This is a genomic window from Roseomonas sp. KE2513, from assembly GCF_016107305.1.
Lineage (GTDB): Bacteria > Pseudomonadota > Alphaproteobacteria > Acetobacterales > Acetobacteraceae > Roseomonas.
Map to the genome: position 1 here is coordinate 1 of NZ_RCVR01000045.1, position 16,836 is coordinate 16,836.

At 62.6% G+C, this 16,836-nt stretch carries 19 protein-coding genes; 8 read left to right on the top strand and 11 right to left on the bottom strand.

Annotation, left to right across the window (positions count from 1 at the left end; all coding sequences use genetic code 11):
• A partial coding sequence (locus D9599_RS25985; RefSeq protein WP_198384208.1) for a LysR family transcriptional regulator occupies positions 1-770 on the top strand: 770 nt, incomplete at its 5' end.
• A 254-nt stretch (positions 771-1,024) separates the two neighbouring features.
• Here D9599_RS25985 and D9599_RS25990 read toward each other — a convergent pair.
• The 9 genes from D9599_RS25990 to D9599_RS26030 all read right to left on the bottom strand — a co-directional run bounded on the left by D9599_RS25990 (position 1,025) and on the right by D9599_RS26030 (position 8,823).
• Positions 1,025-1,330 (bottom strand): hypothetical protein, encoded by a 306-nt coding sequence (locus D9599_RS25990; protein ID WP_198384209.1) that lies wholly within the window; start codon positions 1,328-1,330, stop codon positions 1,025-1,027.
• Complete coding sequence (locus D9599_RS25995) at positions 1,327-1,545, bottom strand: hypothetical protein (RefSeq protein WP_198384210.1); 219 nt, start codon at positions 1,543-1,545, stop codon at positions 1,327-1,329. Before D9599_RS25995 ends, D9599_RS25990 begins: the two co-directional genes overlap by 4 nt.
• Positions 1,535-1,729, bottom strand: coding sequence for a hypothetical protein (locus D9599_RS26000; protein ID WP_198384211.1), 195 nt, complete (start codon positions 1,727-1,729; stop codon positions 1,535-1,537). The genes D9599_RS25995 and D9599_RS26000 overlap by 11 nt, the downstream gene beginning before the upstream one ends.
• Positions 1,730-1,922: 193 nt before the next feature.
• A complete protein-coding gene (locus D9599_RS26005; protein ID WP_198384212.1) occupies positions 1,923-2,366 on the bottom strand; it encodes a DUF5681 domain-containing protein in 444 nt (147 codons plus the stop codon).
• Positions 2,359-5,832, bottom strand: coding sequence for a hypothetical protein (locus D9599_RS26010; RefSeq protein WP_198384213.1), 3,474 nt, complete (start codon positions 5,830-5,832; stop codon positions 2,359-2,361). Before D9599_RS26010 ends, D9599_RS26005 begins: the two co-directional genes overlap by 8 nt.
• 708 nt (positions 5,833-6,540) lie before the next feature.
• The gene (locus D9599_RS26015) at positions 6,541-6,771 is read right to left on the bottom strand and encodes a hypothetical protein (RefSeq protein WP_198384214.1); all 231 of its coding nucleotides are present in this window, start codon (positions 6,769-6,771) and stop codon (positions 6,541-6,543) included.
• Positions 6,772-7,178: 407 nt separating this feature from the next.
• A complete protein-coding gene (locus D9599_RS26020; protein ID WP_198384215.1) occupies positions 7,179-7,514 on the bottom strand; it encodes a hypothetical protein in 336 nt (111 codons plus the stop codon).
• A 180-nt stretch (positions 7,515-7,694) separates the two neighbouring features.
• The gene (locus D9599_RS26025; RefSeq protein WP_198384216.1) at positions 7,695-8,024 is read right to left on the bottom strand and encodes a hypothetical protein; all 330 of its coding nucleotides are present in this window, start codon (positions 8,022-8,024) and stop codon (positions 7,695-7,697) included.
• On the bottom strand, positions 8,005-8,823 hold the full coding sequence (locus D9599_RS26030; RefSeq protein ID WP_198384217.1) for a hypothetical protein: 819 nt from the start codon (positions 8,821-8,823) through the stop codon (positions 8,005-8,007). The genes D9599_RS26025 and D9599_RS26030 overlap by 20 nt, the downstream gene beginning before the upstream one ends.
• Before the next feature lie 326 nt (positions 8,824-9,149).
• Here D9599_RS26030 and D9599_RS26035 point away from each other — a divergent pair, with 326 nt between their 5' ends.
• The 5 genes from D9599_RS26035 (at position 9,150) to D9599_RS26055 (ending at position 11,101) form a co-directional block, all read left to right on the top strand.
• Positions 9,150-9,410, top strand: a complete 261-nt coding sequence (locus D9599_RS26035; protein ID WP_198384218.1) for a hypothetical protein — start codon at positions 9,150-9,152, stop codon at positions 9,408-9,410.
• Complete coding sequence (locus D9599_RS26040) at positions 9,407-9,739, top strand: hypothetical protein (protein WP_198384219.1); 333 nt, start codon at positions 9,407-9,409, stop codon at positions 9,737-9,739. The genes D9599_RS26035 and D9599_RS26040 overlap by 4 nt, the downstream gene beginning before the upstream one ends.
• A gap of 49 nt (positions 9,740-9,788) precedes the next feature.
• A complete protein-coding gene (locus tag D9599_RS26045; protein WP_198384220.1) occupies positions 9,789-9,995 on the top strand; it encodes a hypothetical protein in 207 nt (68 codons plus the stop codon).
• Positions 9,996-10,325: 330 nt separating this feature from the next.
• Positions 10,326-10,580: a hypothetical protein gene (locus D9599_RS26050; RefSeq protein WP_198384221.1), complete on the top strand. Its 255-nt coding sequence runs from the start codon at positions 10,326-10,328 to the stop codon at positions 10,578-10,580.
• Between the two features lie 173 nt (positions 10,581-10,753).
• Complete coding sequence (locus D9599_RS26055) at positions 10,754-11,101, top strand: H-NS family nucleoid-associated regulatory protein (protein WP_198384222.1); 348 nt, start codon at positions 10,754-10,756, stop codon at positions 11,099-11,101.
• Positions 11,102-11,248: 147 nt separating this feature from the next.
• On the opposite strand, the gene D9599_RS26060 is transcribed toward D9599_RS26055, so the two are convergent.
• Positions 11,249-12,194, bottom strand: a protein-coding gene (locus D9599_RS26060) for an IS630 family transposase (RefSeq protein ID WP_232480924.1) whose coding sequence is annotated in 2 segments (ribosomal slippage) — positions 11,249-11,875 and positions 11,877-12,194 — 945 coding nt in all. Because the reading frame shifts where the segments join, the coding sequence is not laid out codon by codon here.
• Positions 12,195-13,306: 1,112 nt separating this feature from the next.
• Here D9599_RS26060 and D9599_RS26065 point away from each other — a divergent pair.
• Positions 13,307-13,651 (top strand): H-NS family nucleoid-associated regulatory protein, encoded by a 345-nt coding sequence (locus D9599_RS26065; protein ID WP_198384223.1) that lies wholly within the window; start codon positions 13,307-13,309, stop codon positions 13,649-13,651.
• Positions 13,652-13,753: 102 nt separating this feature from the next.
• On the opposite strand, the gene D9599_RS26070 is transcribed toward D9599_RS26065, so the two are convergent.
• A complete protein-coding gene (locus D9599_RS26070) occupies positions 13,754-14,671 on the bottom strand; it encodes a replication protein RepA (protein WP_198384224.1) in 918 nt (305 codons plus the stop codon).
• Positions 14,672-15,668: 997 nt separating this feature from the next.
• On the opposite strand from D9599_RS26070, the gene D9599_RS26075 reads away from it, so the two are divergent.
• Positions 15,669-16,556 carry a hypothetical protein gene (locus D9599_RS26075; protein WP_198384225.1) on the top strand — a complete coding sequence of 296 codons (888 nt, stop codon included), beginning with the start codon at positions 15,669-15,671 and terminating at the stop codon, positions 16,554-16,556.
• Positions 16,557-16,836 lie beyond the last annotated feature (280 nt).

Genomic DNA, 16,836 nt, shown 5'->3' on the forward strand with positions numbered 1-16,836 from the left:
ATCTCGGCGTGCTTGAGGAGTGGACGGGAACGCGGCTGCTGCATCGGACCACCCGACGGCTGAGCCTCACCACGGCAGGCGAACGGGTGCTTGAGCTCTCGCGCGAGATGGTACGCCTCGCGGCGAACCTGAGAGCCGTCTCGGATGAGGGCGACAGCCCGCAAGGACTGCTGCGGATCGCAGCACCGACCATCCTGATGGAGGAGCAGCTAACCCCGCTTTTGGCCGACTTCCTACGCGCGCATCCCCGATTGTCCATCGACCTTCGTGCCTCTGACAGGCCGGTCGATCTGGTCGAAGACCGGATCGATGTTGCGATCCGTATTGGCAGACAACTCGACCCCGGCTGTGTTGCCCGGAAGCTCGGGGAATGCCGCTCGGTCCTGTGTGCCTCACCGCGATACCTAGACGAGCGCGGCACGCCGGAGCGGCCCGAGGCGCTGCAATCCCACCATTGCCTGACCTACACCAACTTCGGCGCGGCCGAGTGGAGCCTGCACGCGGGCGGGGAGAGCGTGACCGTGAAGGCCGATGGCCCGTTCCGCACGAACGAGGCCCTTGCCCTGCGACGGGCCTCCCTGGAAGGCATAGGCATTGCCATGCTCCCGCACTTCGCGGTCGCGGCGCACTTGACGAGCGGTGCCCTTCGCGTCGTGCTCCCGGGCTGGGAGCCGTCCGCCCACCCCATTCACGCCCTTTACCTGTCGCGCCTTCATCTTCCGGCGGCCGCGCGCGCTTTCATCGACTACCTCACCGGGCGGCTGCATTAGGACCGTCGGTCACATCGGCCCACATTAGCGCAAGAACCAAGACTTCCGTACTGGTGGTACGATGCGGCTCAGTCGGAGCCTTACGTGGTGCAGAACTCCGGTTCGAAGTTCCGCCCAGGGCCGAAAACTGACTACGGCGTGCGCCGCTTGGGTCCGCTCCGACGTCCTGCCCGATCCAAAGCGCCCATGCCGCTATCGGCCAAACTCGCCCGCTCGAGCCGTCAGTAGGAGAGTCCGCTAAAGGCCGGGACCAGTCACCTACCAAGGCAGCCAATATCGGGCAACAACGCCGCCAGATCGGACGGCAGCAGGTCGCGGTGGGTAACCAGTTGCTTCATCAATAGCCAATCCAAGTCGGTGTCGGAGAGAGCACGCAGCACCTCCCCAGCTTTGGGATCATCAGCATCGCCAGATCGGTCGAACGCATCCAAAGCGCTCGCCGGCCAACTTTTCGGCGACGTGCCGCGCCAAGCCCACCACTGAGAGCGGATCTGCCGATGCTGGAGCGCGGCGCCGCCGCCATCGAGGCGGGAGATACGTGTGGAAAGGCGTCCGGTCACGGCCGTGCCTCCGCTTCGCTTATGACCTGGATCAGCATCTCGTCCGAGACGCTGGCGGCCGTTGATCCTCCGGGGAGATCCTCGCCAGAAGCGATGAAGGCGACGAGCGCCTCATCCGGCCACTCCTGCATCGGTCGGCCGGCCCAGGTCTGCCATCCGGCGCCGGGCGTCATCTCCAGCTTTGAGAGCCGCGCGTCGAACCGACTATTCGCCATCTCGCGGCACCCCCGTGTGGATGAGGATGAGCCTCGTGGCCGGCGGCATCTTCGCCAGTGTCGCTGCCTTCCACGCTTGTAGCGCGTCGCCCTCTACGCCGCACGGCGCGACCACTACCCGCTCGATTGGAGGCGCCAGCGTCCCCTCCAATCGGTCTAGCCGCTGCGTCAGCCTGCTGTTCATGCTCCTGCTCTCCCTGCATCTCGAAGCGCTACGAACACCGCCGTCGCGGCCGGTGGGATGCCTGTGGTCATCTCGGCTTTCCACCGCGCCAGGGTCTCGCCCTCGAGGTTCCGAGGAACCCGGAAGACGTGCACGCCGCCACGCCCCTGCGCTGCGGTCTCCAGCTTGGCGAGGCGAGGGTTGAGCCGATTGCTCATGACTTCACCGCCGCGGCTTCAAGCGCAGCCAGCCGTGCTTCCAAGTCGTTCGTCTCGATTGCCCTGCGCTGCCCTTCCAGGACACCTGCTACCGCGCTCGCCTCATCAGGCGTCAGATCCCCAGACGCCATCGCTGCTGCGACTACAGCGAGTCCTGCGACAACATCAGCAGCCTTTTCGAGAGGAGGCAGATCCAACGCGATCGGGCGACCCTTCCGTTCTGGCCAAAGGCGACGAAGCAGGATTTCCGAGGCTCGGAGATCGCCACCCTTGGCGTCCTCCACGACCTTCCGCAGCACGTCTGCGGCGGCTTCCTGGCCGATGGCATCGAGCGCCAGAAGTGCAGCGTGACGCGACCCTTTTGGCCGTCCAGCAGGGTTTCCAGACTGCCCAGGTTGGAAGCCCTGCCGCTTTTGTTTCGAACCTGTAGTTTCAACCACCTCCGCCTCCTGGGCTTCGTTGCCAATCTATAATTTCGGCATATCGATACGCGACCATTGATGAATTTGCATCATGCAAGATGGTGGCATGGTCAGGCGGTTGGGTTGGGAAGCTAGGTGACGGCCGGAATTGACGGCGCACCGGTCGGTCTCGCCGTCCATCCTCGTCCGCCATCACCGCCTCAGCGGCCTCTGGAACGTGGATAGGAGGAGGAGCGGGGCCCGCAGCCCCACCAGAGGGCTCCACCGGCTCTGGCCGGCTGGGAAGCGGTGGCGTGGGGCTAGGCGGCTCCGGTTCAGGCTCATCCGGGGTGAAGACCGCCAGTTCCCCCAGCCGGTCCTCCAACCAGCGCCACACATCCTCGGGGTCCATGTCGGGCCGCACCCACCCCTGCCTCGTCTGCTGGCCTCTTCCAGAAGGGCGGTAGGTGAACCTCAGAGGGGATTTCGGGGACATTCTCCTAAGGAGAGATATCCTTAGGGGATTGTCCCCGAAATCGGCCTTTGCGACTCCCGACCGCTGCAGGGTCTTCTTCGCCGCCTCAATGCTGGGGAACAGGTCGGGATAGGTCTTGGCGGCGTCGGCCGGGCTGGTCAGAAAGATGCCGCGGCAGGCCATCCGCTCAACCACCGAAGGGGCGATGTCCCGCCAGTCCAGAAGCTCATCCACAACGAGGGGCGTCACCACGTCCGCCATGATCCAGACCCGGACCGGATTGGCCTCGGTGCGGTTGATGCCCCTGGCGCGGCCGACAGCCTGGATCACCTCGGCGTCGGTGATAGCGGCGGACACCGCCTCAGCGGCCGGGTTCGCATAGGCGCGGACCTCAGCCGTCCCGCTCTTGCCATCCACCATCCGGACGCCGCGGGTTTCCTTGTGGCTCTCCGCGACCTGCACCGGCTCCCCCGTCAGGGCGGCGGCGAGGGCGCGCACCTGATCGGAGCGGGGCCGAGGGCGGCCGATGACGAAGAGGTGTCGGACATTCTTCCACCCGTCCTTCCCCGCAACGTCGTTGAAGTGAGCCGTTTCCACCCCTGGCAGCCCAGCGAACGCAGCCTCCGCGTCCTGGTACGTGACAACGAGGGCGGGCTCACCGCGCGTTTCCCCCGCCACAAAATCCCGCAACTCGGCCAGCGTGGAGGGCAGGGGGCGAGGCGTCGCATCGCCCGGCGCATAAGCCTTGGGCTGCCCGAGATCGTCCAGTTTGATCGTAACCCGCCCGGGCAGAAGTGTAGTCTTGCCCCAGCCGCCGCGAACCTGGCGAGTTTCCATGAACGGCGCCTTCACCCGCACTGGAGGCGCCGCCTCCAGCCGCGGAAGGTAGGCCCGCACGAGCTCCACCGGCATCGTCGCGTCGAGCAGCAGCACGGGCACCCCGAGTACGGGCGCAACCACCTTGTCCAGGGTGTTGAGGCAAATGGCCCAGCGGTCCTTGCCTTCACGGTCCTGCCGCCACGCCATCTCGGCGCGGCCCGTGGCTTCGGCTTCGCCCGCCAGCAGATCCTCCAGGATGCTCCACATGGCAGTGAGCCGGACGAGCTGCGCGTTGATGCCGGCCTCAACTGCTGCCCTACGGCGATCCTCAGGCGCCATGCCCGGGCGCATCAACCCTTCCCGCTTGCGCTTCCACTCAAGCGCCCCTGCAGCGGCGCAATCGGCGGCGGTCAGGCCGATCGCCCGTAAGGGCGCAGCTTGCAGATATCCCTCCGGCGTCGCCGTCAGCACATGCTCCAGATGCTCGCGGAACTGGAGCAGATCGTCCGTGCCTTCCCGATCAACGATCTGTTGTCCACTGGGAGTATGCTTGAGCACGGGGAACAGCCGCACGCTGTCGAGCAGGTCGTCCACGAAGACGTGGCGGCCACCTTTCACGCCGTCCTGCCACCACGCCTCGTCCATCACGACCAAGCCCAGCTTCTTCACGCCGGCAGGCAGATGGAAGATGGCTTCATGGGCGGCGATAATGACGTCCGCATCTTTTACCGGTCTCTGCTGGGCGTAGTAGCCGCACTGGTTCTCCCCCTTGCGGAAGGGGCAAGAAGGCTTTCCGTCCATGCCGCTGCCGCACACGGCGGTTTCAACACTCTCGCCGGCCGAGACCGCCAGCTTCACGGCGTCCAGATCGGCGCACATGGTCTGATCCGGCTTCTTGGGATCAACCTGATTGCGCCCTCGGTGGATGGCCACCTTCCGTCCTGGCATGTCCGCGAAGTGCGCCTCAGCCTGCTCCGCCAAGCCGCCCAGCTTCACAGTCGGTACACCGAAGAGAACCCGATGAGGGAGACGCGCGGCTTCCTGCTGCTCGGACCAGGGGCTTACCTCGGTGCGGGTGACGGTGGACTTGCCGCCGCCAACCTCGACCGCCAGCCCAACCTGGGGCGGGTCAATCCGCTCATCCTCGGGCAGGTTGTGCCAAGCCGTCGCCGCCGCCAGGAAATTTCCAACCTGACCGGTGATGGCTCCGCGCGCGTCCTCAACGCTGTGCGCGGGCGCCTCGTGGAACGGGGCGATGCCTTCCGGCACCTCGCGCTTGTTCGCCTCGATCCACGCGAAGGCGCCATCGAGCAAGGCGTCCAGGTAGGCGTCGGAGCCGAACCGGGCGAGATCCGCGGCCTTGTGCTGCCCCGGCTCACGATCGGCCGCAGCCCGGATGCCCTCACGGCAAACCCGCTTCACCGCGTCGTCGTCACGGTTCTGCGGCGGCGTCTGCCGGGCATAAAGCAAGGTCGCCCGGCGCAATGGGTTGTGCCAGCCCTCGCGCCCCTCGCCATCGCCCAGGAGAGCCAAGGCGCCGGCGACAGTGCGGGCGGCGCTGGCGTCCAGGCCGGCACCTGTAGCCACGCGCTCCCGGCGCTGCTGGATTGAGGCGCGGAGCTGCGCCAGGTCCAGCGCCGGAAGCACCACCTCCTCTTCCATGCCCTTAATCCAGCCCGCGCGCCGGGGGAGCGGATCATGGCCGCCCTCGATAACCGGATCCGCGATGTAATGAGGCTGGGCGGCGTTGAACGGCGCCCGGTCCACGCCCGGTGCGTGAACGTGCAGGTAAAGCTTGAAGTCCTCGTTGCTGATCGGCTCTGACAGCCAAAAGAACAAATGGCACTTGAGCACGCCGGCTACGAACCCAGCGGAGCTGGAGAGCTGCCAGAAGCAAGCCGCGTCGTGGAAGCACTTGGGTAGCAGGTCGCGGATGGCGCTCTCGATAACCTCTTCCGGGTCAACGGCGAGATCGGCGGAGTCCCGCATGGGATACCCGTCGATGTCGATCATTACCCAGCGCCGCGCCACCTCCTCCAGCGTCGCGGCCTTACCGGTCCGACTGGCCTTCTTGGCGCGCCGGAAACGGTGCTGCGGGTTCTCCGCCAGCGCCGCCCGTGCCTCGGGAAGGAGCGCGCCTCGGACAAAGAAGGCCCGCGGATCGCCACGGTTCTCTTCCACCGCGGCAGCCACGTCCGCGAGGTTCGACACCAGCCGTTCCTCAGCCGTGAACTGCGCGCCCGCCTCGTAGCTGATCTTGGACCACGACTGGGAAGACGCCGACCACAACCACTGCTTCGTGGCCCAGCGCGGCGCCCCCTGCGGGGTTGGAGTAGTCCGAAGGATCGTGAGGGTTTCGGTCAACCAGCGCCCCCCGATCGCTCGGGAGGCCACAGCCTAGAAACCTCGGCAGTCGCTGCGTTGAGGGTAGCCGGCGCCAGAGAGTAAACCGGCCAAAGCTGACCGTTCCGATCGGCACGCTCTGGACAGCGGAGCACCACTCGGCCGAGTCCGTCGCGGCGGGCTTCGATCCCCCGGAGGTGCGCTCCGGGAATGCGCAAATCGATGAAAGCGAAGCCAGGGCGGATGGCCTTAACGACGACCCGCTCAACCAGCGCGGCGTCAGCCGCGCGAGACACTGCGGCGGCGAGGGCATCCCCTATCGGCTGGAAGGGCACCGGCACACTCATGGCGTCACCGCCCATGCCGCAACGGCACTATCGCGGGGAGCCATCTGCAAGTGATAGCCGTTCGTCGCGAAGGGGCTGCCTGTCCTCCAGCAATGTGCCAGACGGTGGTTGCGCGAGCCGTCCTCTACGCCCTCGATGCCATGGGTGTGACGACACTTGCAGTGTGGGCACCTGAAAGAAACCGTCCGTCCACCGCGGTCCCGATCGACGTGCAACGTGGGGATCGCGCTCATGCGCCCTTCCCCTTCCGCCGCAGCGTGCGGCGCAGGACAGCTTGGCTCGGTAGGCCAGCGCGGATCAGGGACGCGACGGTACGATCCGCGTCCTCACGTAGCTCGAAATACCAGGCAGACGCGCCGCGCGCCTTCCACTCGGCCGCAGCCTCATCGAACATCCGCCGGAGACGAGTCACCAGAGCGTTCGTGTAGCGCGCGGGCGAAAAATGGATGACGTCACCCATGGCGGGGCGCCTCCATGGCCTGCTTCGCCGCGACCGCCGCTGCGACGGTCGGAAAGAGCAGCAGCAGGGGCCGACGAACCACGGCCCCGGGTTGTGGAGGGACCACCAAGCCGGCGCGGGGCAAGCCATCCACGTCCGGGGCGTCGGGGAGCAACGTGAGGTGAATGGAGGCTGGCATCATACCAACCCCCTCCACCCGCCCTGATCCGCGAGCGCAGCCAGGCAGCCGAGGATCTGCCGGTCGCGCCGTGTCAGAGGCCGCCACGAAACCGAAAGCCGGAGGAGGGCCACCGTCTGGCAGGCGTTGAATGGCACTCGACTAAGCAGCCTGCGGGCCAAACGCTGCGCTTGAGGCGTCGTCAGGTGAAGCGGCGGCGCCTCCCACCAGAGGAGGGAATGCAGGGCGCTCATACCGCACCCCCGATCAGCTTCCGCAGCTTCGCCCGGCACCCCATCGCGTCCGCCAGGGTGGCGAAGCTCATCAGGACGATGCCGCCCCTGTCCAGGGTGGCGACGAGGAGCATCTCGCCCGTCCGATCAGTCCAGCTCATGCCCCGGTAATGCGTCAGTACGGCAGTGAGGGCGCCTGGCGCTGTCAGTGCCTTCGTGAAGGCGGTGGGGGTGGTCAGCTCGTCGCTCCGTGCGACGACGACGGCGAACGGGGTGCCCGAAGCCGAAGCCTGCGGTTCGGGGACAATGTGCAGCTTGGCAGCGGTGCCGAATGGCAAGGCGATGGTGTGCATGGCCGACCTCCTTTCGGGAGGACGACGATCACGGCAGTTGCAACCCCAAACGCTTCGCGGTATTTAAACGATCAGCCAATTAATTCCGATAGTCGTAGTCCCGCTCGGCGTATCTCATCCTGAGGCCCGGTTCCTGGTTCGCGCCGGGGGTTGGGCCTTTTGGCATTTAGGGGCCGCAAACTAAGCCGAGATCGCCGTCCCCTCATTGAGGGCGGGGGTGCTGCGGCTACGGCTACGGCTACGGACGAGCTTCGGCTCGGCTTGGCGCTCCTCGCGAAGGCGCAGCCTCAGCACGGAGGCCAGCACCGGCAGGTCCCGCCGGTACACGCCCCAGCCACTGCCGATGCGGACGGCCGGAACCTTGCCGTCCACGATGGCGAGATAGCACTTCTTGTAGGTCGCCCCTTCCAGGGCGCTCTGATCGGCGAGGGTGTCGTTCTTGACGATGCCCCTGACCTCCGTGGGGAGGCGGGGCGCACGAATCAGCTCATCATCCGGCGCAAAGGCCATGGCTGTGATCTCCAAATGTTTCGGGAGACCAACTGCCAAACAAGAAGGGCTGGAAATTTCCCTTCCTGCCGCTATTATCCGGGCTTGGTGAGTATCCGGCTGCGGTGTTTGGCAGTTGGCTGATAGTGAAGCGCGCCTCGGACCCTGCAAGGTCCGAGGTTGCTTCGTTTTTGGGCTGGGGGGCCTCAGTCCCACCCACCTCTGGGGCACTCGACTTCACGGGCTGGGGCGTCCCCGCCAGCAGCTCCGCAGCGATGGTCAACACGGTAAGCGAAAGCTCCACCGGCTGCCGCCGCCAAACCACGGCCCCCTTGTTCGGACCCTGGAGGAAGTCTTCCAGGCTGCCCGTCTTGTCGGGATCGTGGAATTCCTGAATCACGGGCTCATCGACCACCCCGTTCTGCACGGCAATCGCATCGCCTTCCCAGCCAAGCTGCCAAATCCGGGCACGACCTTCGGCTGGGTCCAGGATCATCTCGGCCTTCGTCCGACGCCAGAACTCCTTGATCTCCGCCCTCATCTCGGGCGGCATCACGGCAAGGCGGGAGACCAAACCCTCAACATACTGCCCAAAGAAAACGGAGCTGGACGGACTAACAAGGCGGCGAAGTGTGGCCACCGTGTGTGGGGCGGAACTCGGATCGCTACCAAAGCCAAGGATAAAGTTGACCTGATGTCCAAGGGTCAGCTCGTCGTAGTTCACGCCGGCATTCTTGGCGGGACGGCCAAACCCCTTACGCGGCAGCAGACCAGCGGGACCCAGGTAGCGCGCAATCCCATCAACCAGCGCCGGGGACATCCCGGCTTCGGCATAGGCTCGCTTCGTTGCCGGTATCGTGGCCATCGCCGCAATATAGCACATAGAGGGAGGGAAGGAAGGGTTAGTCTAAAGTCTGCCGACTTTTTTTTGGAGAGCTGCTTCCTTCTCTCGCTGACTTCCGACAACAGAGACTTATCGGAAGCCAGGGGGTGCTAGGCTGCGGCACGTTGCGCACCCCCTGGTGAGCCCACATCCTCTGGGAATTCTGAGCTCCGCTAACAGTCGCCGGGCCGCCGCGGGCTAGGAAGACTCCTGCGGGATCGTGCGCAGTACTGGTAGTTACCGCGCATGATGGAGGCTGAGGGATGCCAAGGGACGCGATGGCCGAGCTGGGCAACTTCACCGCCGCTCTGGAGGGTATCGACCTGCAGCTGGAGTTCGACCCAGGTGACGCCGAGGCCGTCCATAAGGCCATTGCAAAGATGGAGGCCGTCATTGACGCGGCGGCCGACCCCTTCCCCGGCAACGAGCTGATCGCCCAGGTAGTGGAGCAACTGAAGGAGCACTACCGCCAAGCCATCCGCGAGGAGTCGCCAGAAGACGACGAGCTGGGCAGTGAGGCATGACCGCTCTCCCCGCCCCCGCCCCACCTGCTTTGCTGCCGGCGCTGGTCGCGCGGCTTGAGGCCCACGCCCACGCCGCCCGCGGTGCCTTTGCTCCCACGGAGCGCGCCCTGCGGAAGGCGTCGGCCGCTTTCACGGGCTGGGCCGCCAGCCAGGATCTGGAGCCGCTGCCTGCCCTTCCGGCGACCGTCTCCGCCTTTGTCTACCACTTGGCCGCCTCTGGCTCGGCGCCGGCCTCCATCCGGCCGACGATGTGGGCGATCGGCGCGATGCACTGGGCCATTGGCGCCGAGGATCCATCATGCCGGCGTGCTACGCGGAGCGGCTGGTAGCCGGGTGCGGAGCGGTGGCACGCTTCTACGCGGGAAGCGGAGAGGCCTCATGAGTCTGGAAGCGGAGCGGGAGGCCCTAGCACTGCTGCGGGCCATCCGGGGCGAGCTGGACACGGGGACCGAGCACCTCCAGGCGATCCGGGAGGGCTGCGACCGAATCGTGGTGAGCATGGCCGGCATCGACGGGCGCTTAGAGCTCATGGAGGAGCGCGTGGACCGCATTGCGGCGCGCCTGGACGAGGAGGCCAGCGCGTGAGCCCGCGCGTCGCACAATGGGTGACCAACATCGCTCTGGTAGTGGCAGGGGCGGCCATGTTGTTGGTGCTGGCAGGGCAGATATGGTGACCCCGCCGGAGGGCCTGTCCGGGCGCTGGCCGGATCATGTCGCGGACCCATTTGGCGACGCGCTGGACGCCTACCGTGCCCGGTTTGGCGATGACCTACCGCACCTGCTCCACGTGGACCGGGACGTAGCCGCACGGGTGATGGCCAGGGCGGTGGCGCGCGGCCGGCCGATTCGCCCTTACTTGATTTCGCGACTTTCCGGCGGCTGGCGCGGGCCTCCGCCGTTCGGGGTCCTGATCTGATGCCGACCCCCTGCGACTCCACGCTGGACTGCTACCCGCCCCCGCCGCCTTCCGACGCGGTGGCGGCGGCGTTGCGCGCCTACACCCGCCGTTTCGGCCGCGACGCTGCCCCGTACCTGGGCGGTCAGGACGAGGCGTTGGCAGTGCGCGTCCTGCGAGCAGCTATCAAGCGGGGGCGGCCCGTGCACCCCTGGTTGGCCGAGCGATTGTCCGGCGGCTGGCGTCGCGATCCCGGTCCGGACATTTGCCTGTGACGGCGAACCGACTCCGGAGCTGACTTCACGCCGATACCTTGGTGCGGGCCAGGCTGGAGGTCACATACCTCCAAGTTCCACTGCCAATTACGATATGTATTATATTTGGTTTGCAACTATAATGCGATATTCGGCTTACGCCGGAATTGCAGCCAAAAGTTCGGAATATTGATATGGCGAAACACCTCCCAAACCTCGACAACTTGTCGGTTCAAGATTTTACGCAGCTGATCCAAGAGGCGGAAGTTAAGCGTGCGGAAAAGCAGGAAAGCGCCAAGGCTGCACTGGTTGAGGAAGTGACGGCCAAAGCAGCTCAGCTGGGCCTCAGCCTGGAAGCGCTGCTCGGCAAACAAGCAGCACCAAAGACCAATGGTCGTAAGGTGCACGGCGATGCAGGAAAGCCGCTAGCTGTGAAGTACCGTGGACCCGATGATGCCACGTGGACCGGTCGTGGACGCATGCCGAAGTGGCTAGCGGAAGCCATTGAGCGTGGTAAGACCAAGGAAGACTTTGCAGTTTGAGAAGAACTGCCGAGCGCAGATTCTGTCGAGGAGCCTTCTTGGGTGTTGCCGACGTATTGAGAATTTGGATACGAACCCATCGTAGTGAATTTTCTTATTTGCACCGAATGAGGGCATCCACAGTTAGGAGACTAGAGCTTTTCCGCGCTACTCGGACGCATAGCTTGAGTTGGCGAGGTAGTTTCGGCACTCGGCTGGGATGAAGGTCTCGAGCAGGCGGCCGATGGTGTTCCAGAGGGCTTCTCGGGTGCGGGCCGCGGCTTTTCGGAGCAGGGCCTTCAGCTTGGCGAAGGCCTGCTCGATTGGGTTCAGATCCGGCGAGTAGGGCGGCAGGTAGAGCAGGCTGGCGCCGGTGGCCCGGATGGCTTCGCGCACACCGGCAACCTTGTGGGCGGGAAGGTTGTCGAGGACCACCACATCGCCTTTGGACAGGACGGGCGCGAGGAATTGCCCGACATAGGCGAGGAAAGCATCGCCGATCATGGGTCCGTCCAGCACGAGAGGGGCGACGAGGTCGGTGCTGCGCAGGCCTGCGATGAAGGTGGTGGTGCGCCAGTGACCGTGCGGCGCGGCATCGACCAGGCGCTCGCGCCTCGGACCCCAGCCGTAGCGCCGAACCATGTTCGTGGCAGCGCCGGTTTCGTCGAGAAAGACAAAGCGCTCCGGATCCATGTAGCGCTGCCATACCCGCCAGTGGCGGCGGTGCTCGGCCACATCCGGTCGGTCCTGCTCGGAGGCCCTCAGGGTCTTTTTTATGCGAGTGCTCGAGCCGCTTCAGCATGGACCAGATGGTCATCAGCGACACTGGTGCCACGCCGCGCTCGATCAGGGCCGCCCGGATCTCCGCCAGGGTGATCCCTTTCCGGCTGGCCGTCAGTTCCTGGAGGAACTCTTCGTGTCCGGCCAGCAACGGCTTGCGGTAGCCACCGATCTTGGCCGGTGCCGTGCTGCCGGTCTGGCGCACCCGCCGCACCAGCTTGATCGCCGCCGAGGCACTGACGGCAAACCGGGCTGCTGCCTCCCGTGCCGAGGCGCCCTCCTCAACAGCCCAAACCAGGCGCTTGCGCAGGTCCTGCGACAGGGGTGCCGTCATCACCAGATTCGCTGCTCCATCAACAGCGTCGAATCAGAACCCGCGAGTCCATTCAAGCCTGAAGTGCTCCATTTCCCTTGCGCGCGTGGCATCACACCATCACCAGCAGGCGTGTGTTGGTGCATCTGCTGTGATGAAGCAGTTCGTCCTAAGCGAACTTATGCCCGAGGCCCGACCAACTGGGGCGCACAAGATTTAGACCTACCCGAAGCGGACAAGCGAGCATCAGCGAGGCGTGTGGATTTCCATTCGGTCACGTGGAGTTGTACAGTCACGATAAATAATTGGTTAACAGCGTTTCGCCTCTTGGCTGAAAGTAAGGCCGCGGGAAAAGGAGGCTTCAGATGAGGATTTCAGCAGCCACCGTATTGTTTTTAATTTGCAGTGTTTCCGCTCGGGGCGAAGTAATTTCGTACGAGGCACGAAACTGCCCGAAATGCCGCCCTGGTGAGTATGGAGCCGTAGCGACTCAGACGATCGGACATGGACGTTACACTTATACTAGGACCCCCGGCTGCATGGGGGCACCACAAACTGCTCAGGAGGTCCGCCGAATATTGACAAGTGGAGCGAGGGCTTACCTTGGGGATTACGCTGGTTCAGTGCAGGAACTGCTACAGACGGACCAAGCGCAGCGGTTCATAAGCCGAAATGTCCACGGGGACCTCGGCCGTCTCATCAATGGTGGAAATCCTAACACGGCTGCTTGTCAAGCAGTATGCGCGATCATTCCAGCGGGGTCCGATTACGTCGGATATAGTATCGCGTCGAGAGAAGCAGGTTCTGGCGCTTTTGGAGAAAACGCGGTGGGCCGTGAAGCCGGGGTAGGATGGGCCAAGTGGCAGGATCAGCCAATTCAGGCTAAGGACCAGAGCGGAGCGACTGTTTGTGCGACGTTCATGAATTGGAGCCACAATCGCGCAAGAGAGGCACAATTAATTGCGTATTTCAAACCAAACTCAAATTGGCAGCCTCCTCGTTGAGGTAATCAGGTCAGAATGTCACATCAAAAAATGAATGATTTCTGACATAACTAAAGTTTGGTCGGAAACTATTTAACAATGCTTGGCTTACGCCGGGATTGAAGCTAGTAGCTCTGGAAAATTATAGTATTGAAACATACCCTAAATCTCGACAACCTGTCAATGCGAGATCTTACGAAGCTGATCCAAGAGGCGGAGGCCAAGCGCGCGGAAAAACAGGAAATCGCCAACGCTGCGTTGCTCGAAGAGATAACGGCTAAAGCTGCTCAACTGGGCCTCAGCCTGGAGGCGCTGCTGGGCAAGCAAGCTGCACCACAGACCAACGCACGCAAAGTGCGCGGCGATGCAGGGAAGCCGGTTGCCGTGAAGTACCGCGGGCCCGATGACGCGACATCGACCGGTCGCGGTCGCATGCCGAAGTGGCTCACGGAAGCGATCGAGCGCGGTAAGAGCAAGGAAGATTTTGCGCTTTAAGAACCATGTAAGCGCGCATCTCACGCTCGGTGAAATGCCCCTTACTCAAGCGATGAGCGGCTTTAGTGGCGTCGAGCCGTTGACGCATTTGCCGGAGTTTTCTCAGCTTTTCACCAGCCGTGGCATCACTGGCGCCCGTGCCGGCTTCAACGTTAGTCCTCGCTCGTCCACCTCGATCTCGGCACTTGGGTACACGGCACATGCCAAGTGCAGGTTCTCAAGGAACCGCGGCTTGAAGTGGTGAAGTCCCTTGTACCCAGCTCCGAACTGCGACTGGAGCGCCTTCCAGGTAATCGGCTTCGGACTGCGCAAAACATGCAGCCGGTAGGTGAGCCAGCAATAAATATCTAACGCCATCGAATTGTTGCTAAGCGCCTTAATCGCTGCCTCCTCGATCGGCACGGGATGGCGCTGGAGCTGCTCGAAGAAGCTCTCCGAGAGTCGCACCGTGTCAGTGAACAGCGCTCCCTGCGAGGGGTCTTCGGTGCCAACGAACATCGCCGTGTCCACGATGTTTTGGTTTACCAGACCAGCGCGGCCAGCAGTCTTGATGTGAAAGGTCAGGCGGCAGCGGGAGATCCGTTCAGCTTGCTCTCGAACGTCCTTGAAGCTCTTGCCGCCGATTGGAATGCCGAGGCGGGCCAGCCAAGCACGCAAGCTGCGCCCGAGCTCGATCTCGCGAGAGCCAGTCCGGAGCGCCTCGGACTGGAGAAAGAGCAAGATCAGGCGGGCGCGACTCCCGTAGGGCACCCCCACCCATTCAGGCTCGCTAGAGTCCACAGCCCGCCGGCCTGGCTCAACCAGGAGCGTCACGTGCTCCGAGCTGATCTTCCAGACGGCGTCGTCCGCTAGCCGCTTGTGTGGGAGCGCTGCCTGGGTCCAGCCCGAATAGATAAACCCGACGCTGGAATCCTCGTCGGCCATGTAGGAAGCAGCTGCTTCCACAACACGACGATCGATGTCGGCTGCCAGGGCTCCCACCTTGCCCTGCGCCTCAATCAGGCGATGCACCGTCCCCACGGCTCTCTCCTTAGGCTCCTTGCCCTTATGCCATGCCGGGCGGGGCTGTCGCCTGTGGACTCCTGCGAGGAAGGCTACTTGGAGGTAGTAGAGATTCTAACTATTAGCTTGTTCGCAAGAGTCCACGGGATAATAGCGCCAATCTACTGATCTGATCTGCTGAGTGCTCGCAACAGTCCACACTTTGCTCGCAACAGTCCTCGGCAGATCTGGGGGCAAGAGGCAGCACCGAGGTGCTTGAGCTTGCCCTCCCTACGGTCCGATTCGCCCAAATCAATATCGCAAGAGTCCACAGTCTGCGGTGCCCTTCTACCTCGCAAGAGTCCTCGCCCTTGGTTGCGGAACCTTAACAAGCGATCATGTGCGGTAATGACACCGCCGATGCCCTGTGGACATCGGCGGTGAGCTAACCCTAGCGCAAAGCCTCGCAGGTCTCGCCTGCGAACATGGTGTTGATGCAATTTCCAATGGCTGCGCCGACTGCAGCACCGGGAGCCCCGCCCAGGGCCATGCCAACTGCCCCGCTGCCTGAGACGACAGCCCCGCGGGCCGCGGGTGTCAAAATTGGGCCCTCAATAACACGGTCGCAGAAGTCGCCCACGCTACCCCGGATCAGCCCTCCGGGGCCGCACAGCCCGCCAGCTTCTGCTGGCAGTGCGGCTACAGTTCCACAAAGTCCGGCGGCCATAAGGGCCGCGACCCTCGCGGCTTGATACAGCTGCTTCACAGTAAGCATGAGTAGATCCTCCGTTGCCGAGCCTCGCGATCGCATTCGGATCGGGCTCGACAGCAGACAACCCCATCAAGTTATTCCTGTCACCATACTAAAAATAAGGTATAATTCCTCAAAGATCTCGGCGAAAAGATTAAAATCTATTTCAGGAAATAAAGCCGGGTCAATTTAGGGAATAACTCCCGGAAAAAATTTGCGTATCTTTTCCGAGACGATGAGGTCAGAACAGGGTTAGCCTTTGGAACTGAAGGGTAGGAGGCGCTGATGGCGATGAGAGCTGACGAACTCATCTCTGTTATCAGGGGTAGAGGAGAGACAATGGGGCAGATCGCGCAGATTGCAAAGAAAAGCGAACGCCACGTTAGGGATGTCTCCACTGGAAAAATCGTGCCAAGAAACGAGACTGAATTGGAGCGCAATCTTGGTCACAGAGCGAAAGAACTTATCAAATTGCCCTGGTGCTCAGACGCGCTGGAACAAATGATTATTATCAGAGAATTATACCGAGAGAAAAAGTTTATTGAACTGGAGCAGACTTTCGAGTTCTCCAGCCGGAGCATGCTTGTTGACATCCATAAGCACGATGCGCTGACCGCGATTGAGCCTAGTCAAGAGTTGTGGGGTAAGGCTCTCATCGTTTTCTATTATGTGTTTGCCATGAGGAATTCTAACAAAAAAAGCCAACAAAGTAAGTACTCGACAAATGATTGGAGTTCCATCGTTAGTGTCCTTGCAAAACTGCTTAATGCTGTGCCTGACCAAGAACAGGCATGGGTTACTATTCTTCGCTATAAGATCAATCAACTACGCTTGGCCGATAAGTGGAACTCACTCAGCCCAAGTGAGCGCACGTCAGCTGACATGCAGGAGTGGCTCGAGAAAACTGATATGCGCAAGCAGTTGCTTGCCTACAATCAAATGGTTCCACATGTATTTGAAGCGCCATTTGCTGCTCTGGCTATTGCTTCGCGATTTGGCGAACGGTCTGATTATCCAGCCATCCTTGCGCGGCTTCAGGCAATTGACTCGCGCTTCATGACATTTGAAAGCATAGAAAATATCCAATACGAGTACTTTGATGACGATTTTGCCGATTTCAGAGCGTGGGCAAAACAAGAACTTTGTACAATTCCAAACGGGAGGGCTGCATGATGCATAGTAAGATCAGGAATAAAATATTAGCTTCCTTCATTCTCGGAGGAGTTGCGTTTGGATGCGTCTCTATGAACTTCAGCCATAGTTCTGTTGCAGACCAAAACTGCGGGAAAGCCACTCCTATCGCGGCATCCGCTACCGAAGAAAAAATCGGACTCCTGGCAGGTGGCATTGGTCCGAATATCGGACCGGCTTAATACACGGACGCACAGACGGAATTGATGAGGTGATGCTGTTATAAAAGTTCGGCGGCGTGGTCTATACTGTCAGGGGCCGT

What these genes read in the sequence shown, in the direction of transcription:
- D9599_RS25995 (WP_198384210.1), bottom strand. Translation starts at nt 1,545, where the DNA reads ATGGCGAATAGTCGGTTCGACGCGCGGCTCTCAAAGCTGGAGATGACG.
- D9599_RS26000 (WP_198384211.1), bottom strand. Translation starts at nt 1,729, where the DNA reads ATGAACAGCAGGCTGACGCAGCGGCTAGACCGATTGGAGGGGACGCTG.
- D9599_RS26015 (WP_198384214.1), bottom strand. Translation starts at nt 6,771, where the DNA reads ATGGGTGACGTCATCCATTTTTCGCCCGCGCGCTACACGAACGCTCTG.
- D9599_RS26020 (WP_198384215.1), bottom strand. Translation starts at nt 7,514, where the DNA reads ATGCACACCATCGCCTTGCCATTCGGCACCGCTGCCAAGCTGCACATT.
- D9599_RS26025 (WP_198384216.1), bottom strand. Translation starts at nt 8,024, where the DNA reads ATGGCCTTTGCGCCGGATGATGAGCTGATTCGTGCGCCCCGCCTCCCC.
- D9599_RS26030 (WP_198384217.1), bottom strand. Translation starts at nt 8,823, where the DNA reads ATGTCCCCGGCGCTGGTTGATGGGATTGCGCGCTACCTGGGTCCCGCT.
- D9599_RS26035 (WP_198384218.1), top strand. Translation starts at nt 9,150, where the DNA reads ATGCCAAGGGACGCGATGGCCGAGCTGGGCAACTTCACCGCCGCTCTG.
- D9599_RS26040 (WP_198384219.1), top strand. Translation starts at nt 9,407, where the DNA reads ATGACCGCTCTCCCCGCCCCCGCCCCACCTGCTTTGCTGCCGGCGCTG.
- D9599_RS26045 (WP_198384220.1), top strand. Translation starts at nt 9,789, where the DNA reads ATGAGTCTGGAAGCGGAGCGGGAGGCCCTAGCACTGCTGCGGGCCATC.
- D9599_RS26050 (WP_198384221.1), top strand. Translation starts at nt 10,326, where the DNA reads ATGCCGACCCCCTGCGACTCCACGCTGGACTGCTACCCGCCCCCGCCG.
- D9599_RS26055 (WP_198384222.1), top strand. Translation starts at nt 10,754, where the DNA reads ATGGCGAAACACCTCCCAAACCTCGACAACTTGTCGGTTCAAGATTTT.
- D9599_RS26075 (WP_198384225.1), top strand. Translation starts at nt 15,669, where the DNA reads ATGGCGATGAGAGCTGACGAACTCATCTCTGTTATCAGGGGTAGAGGA.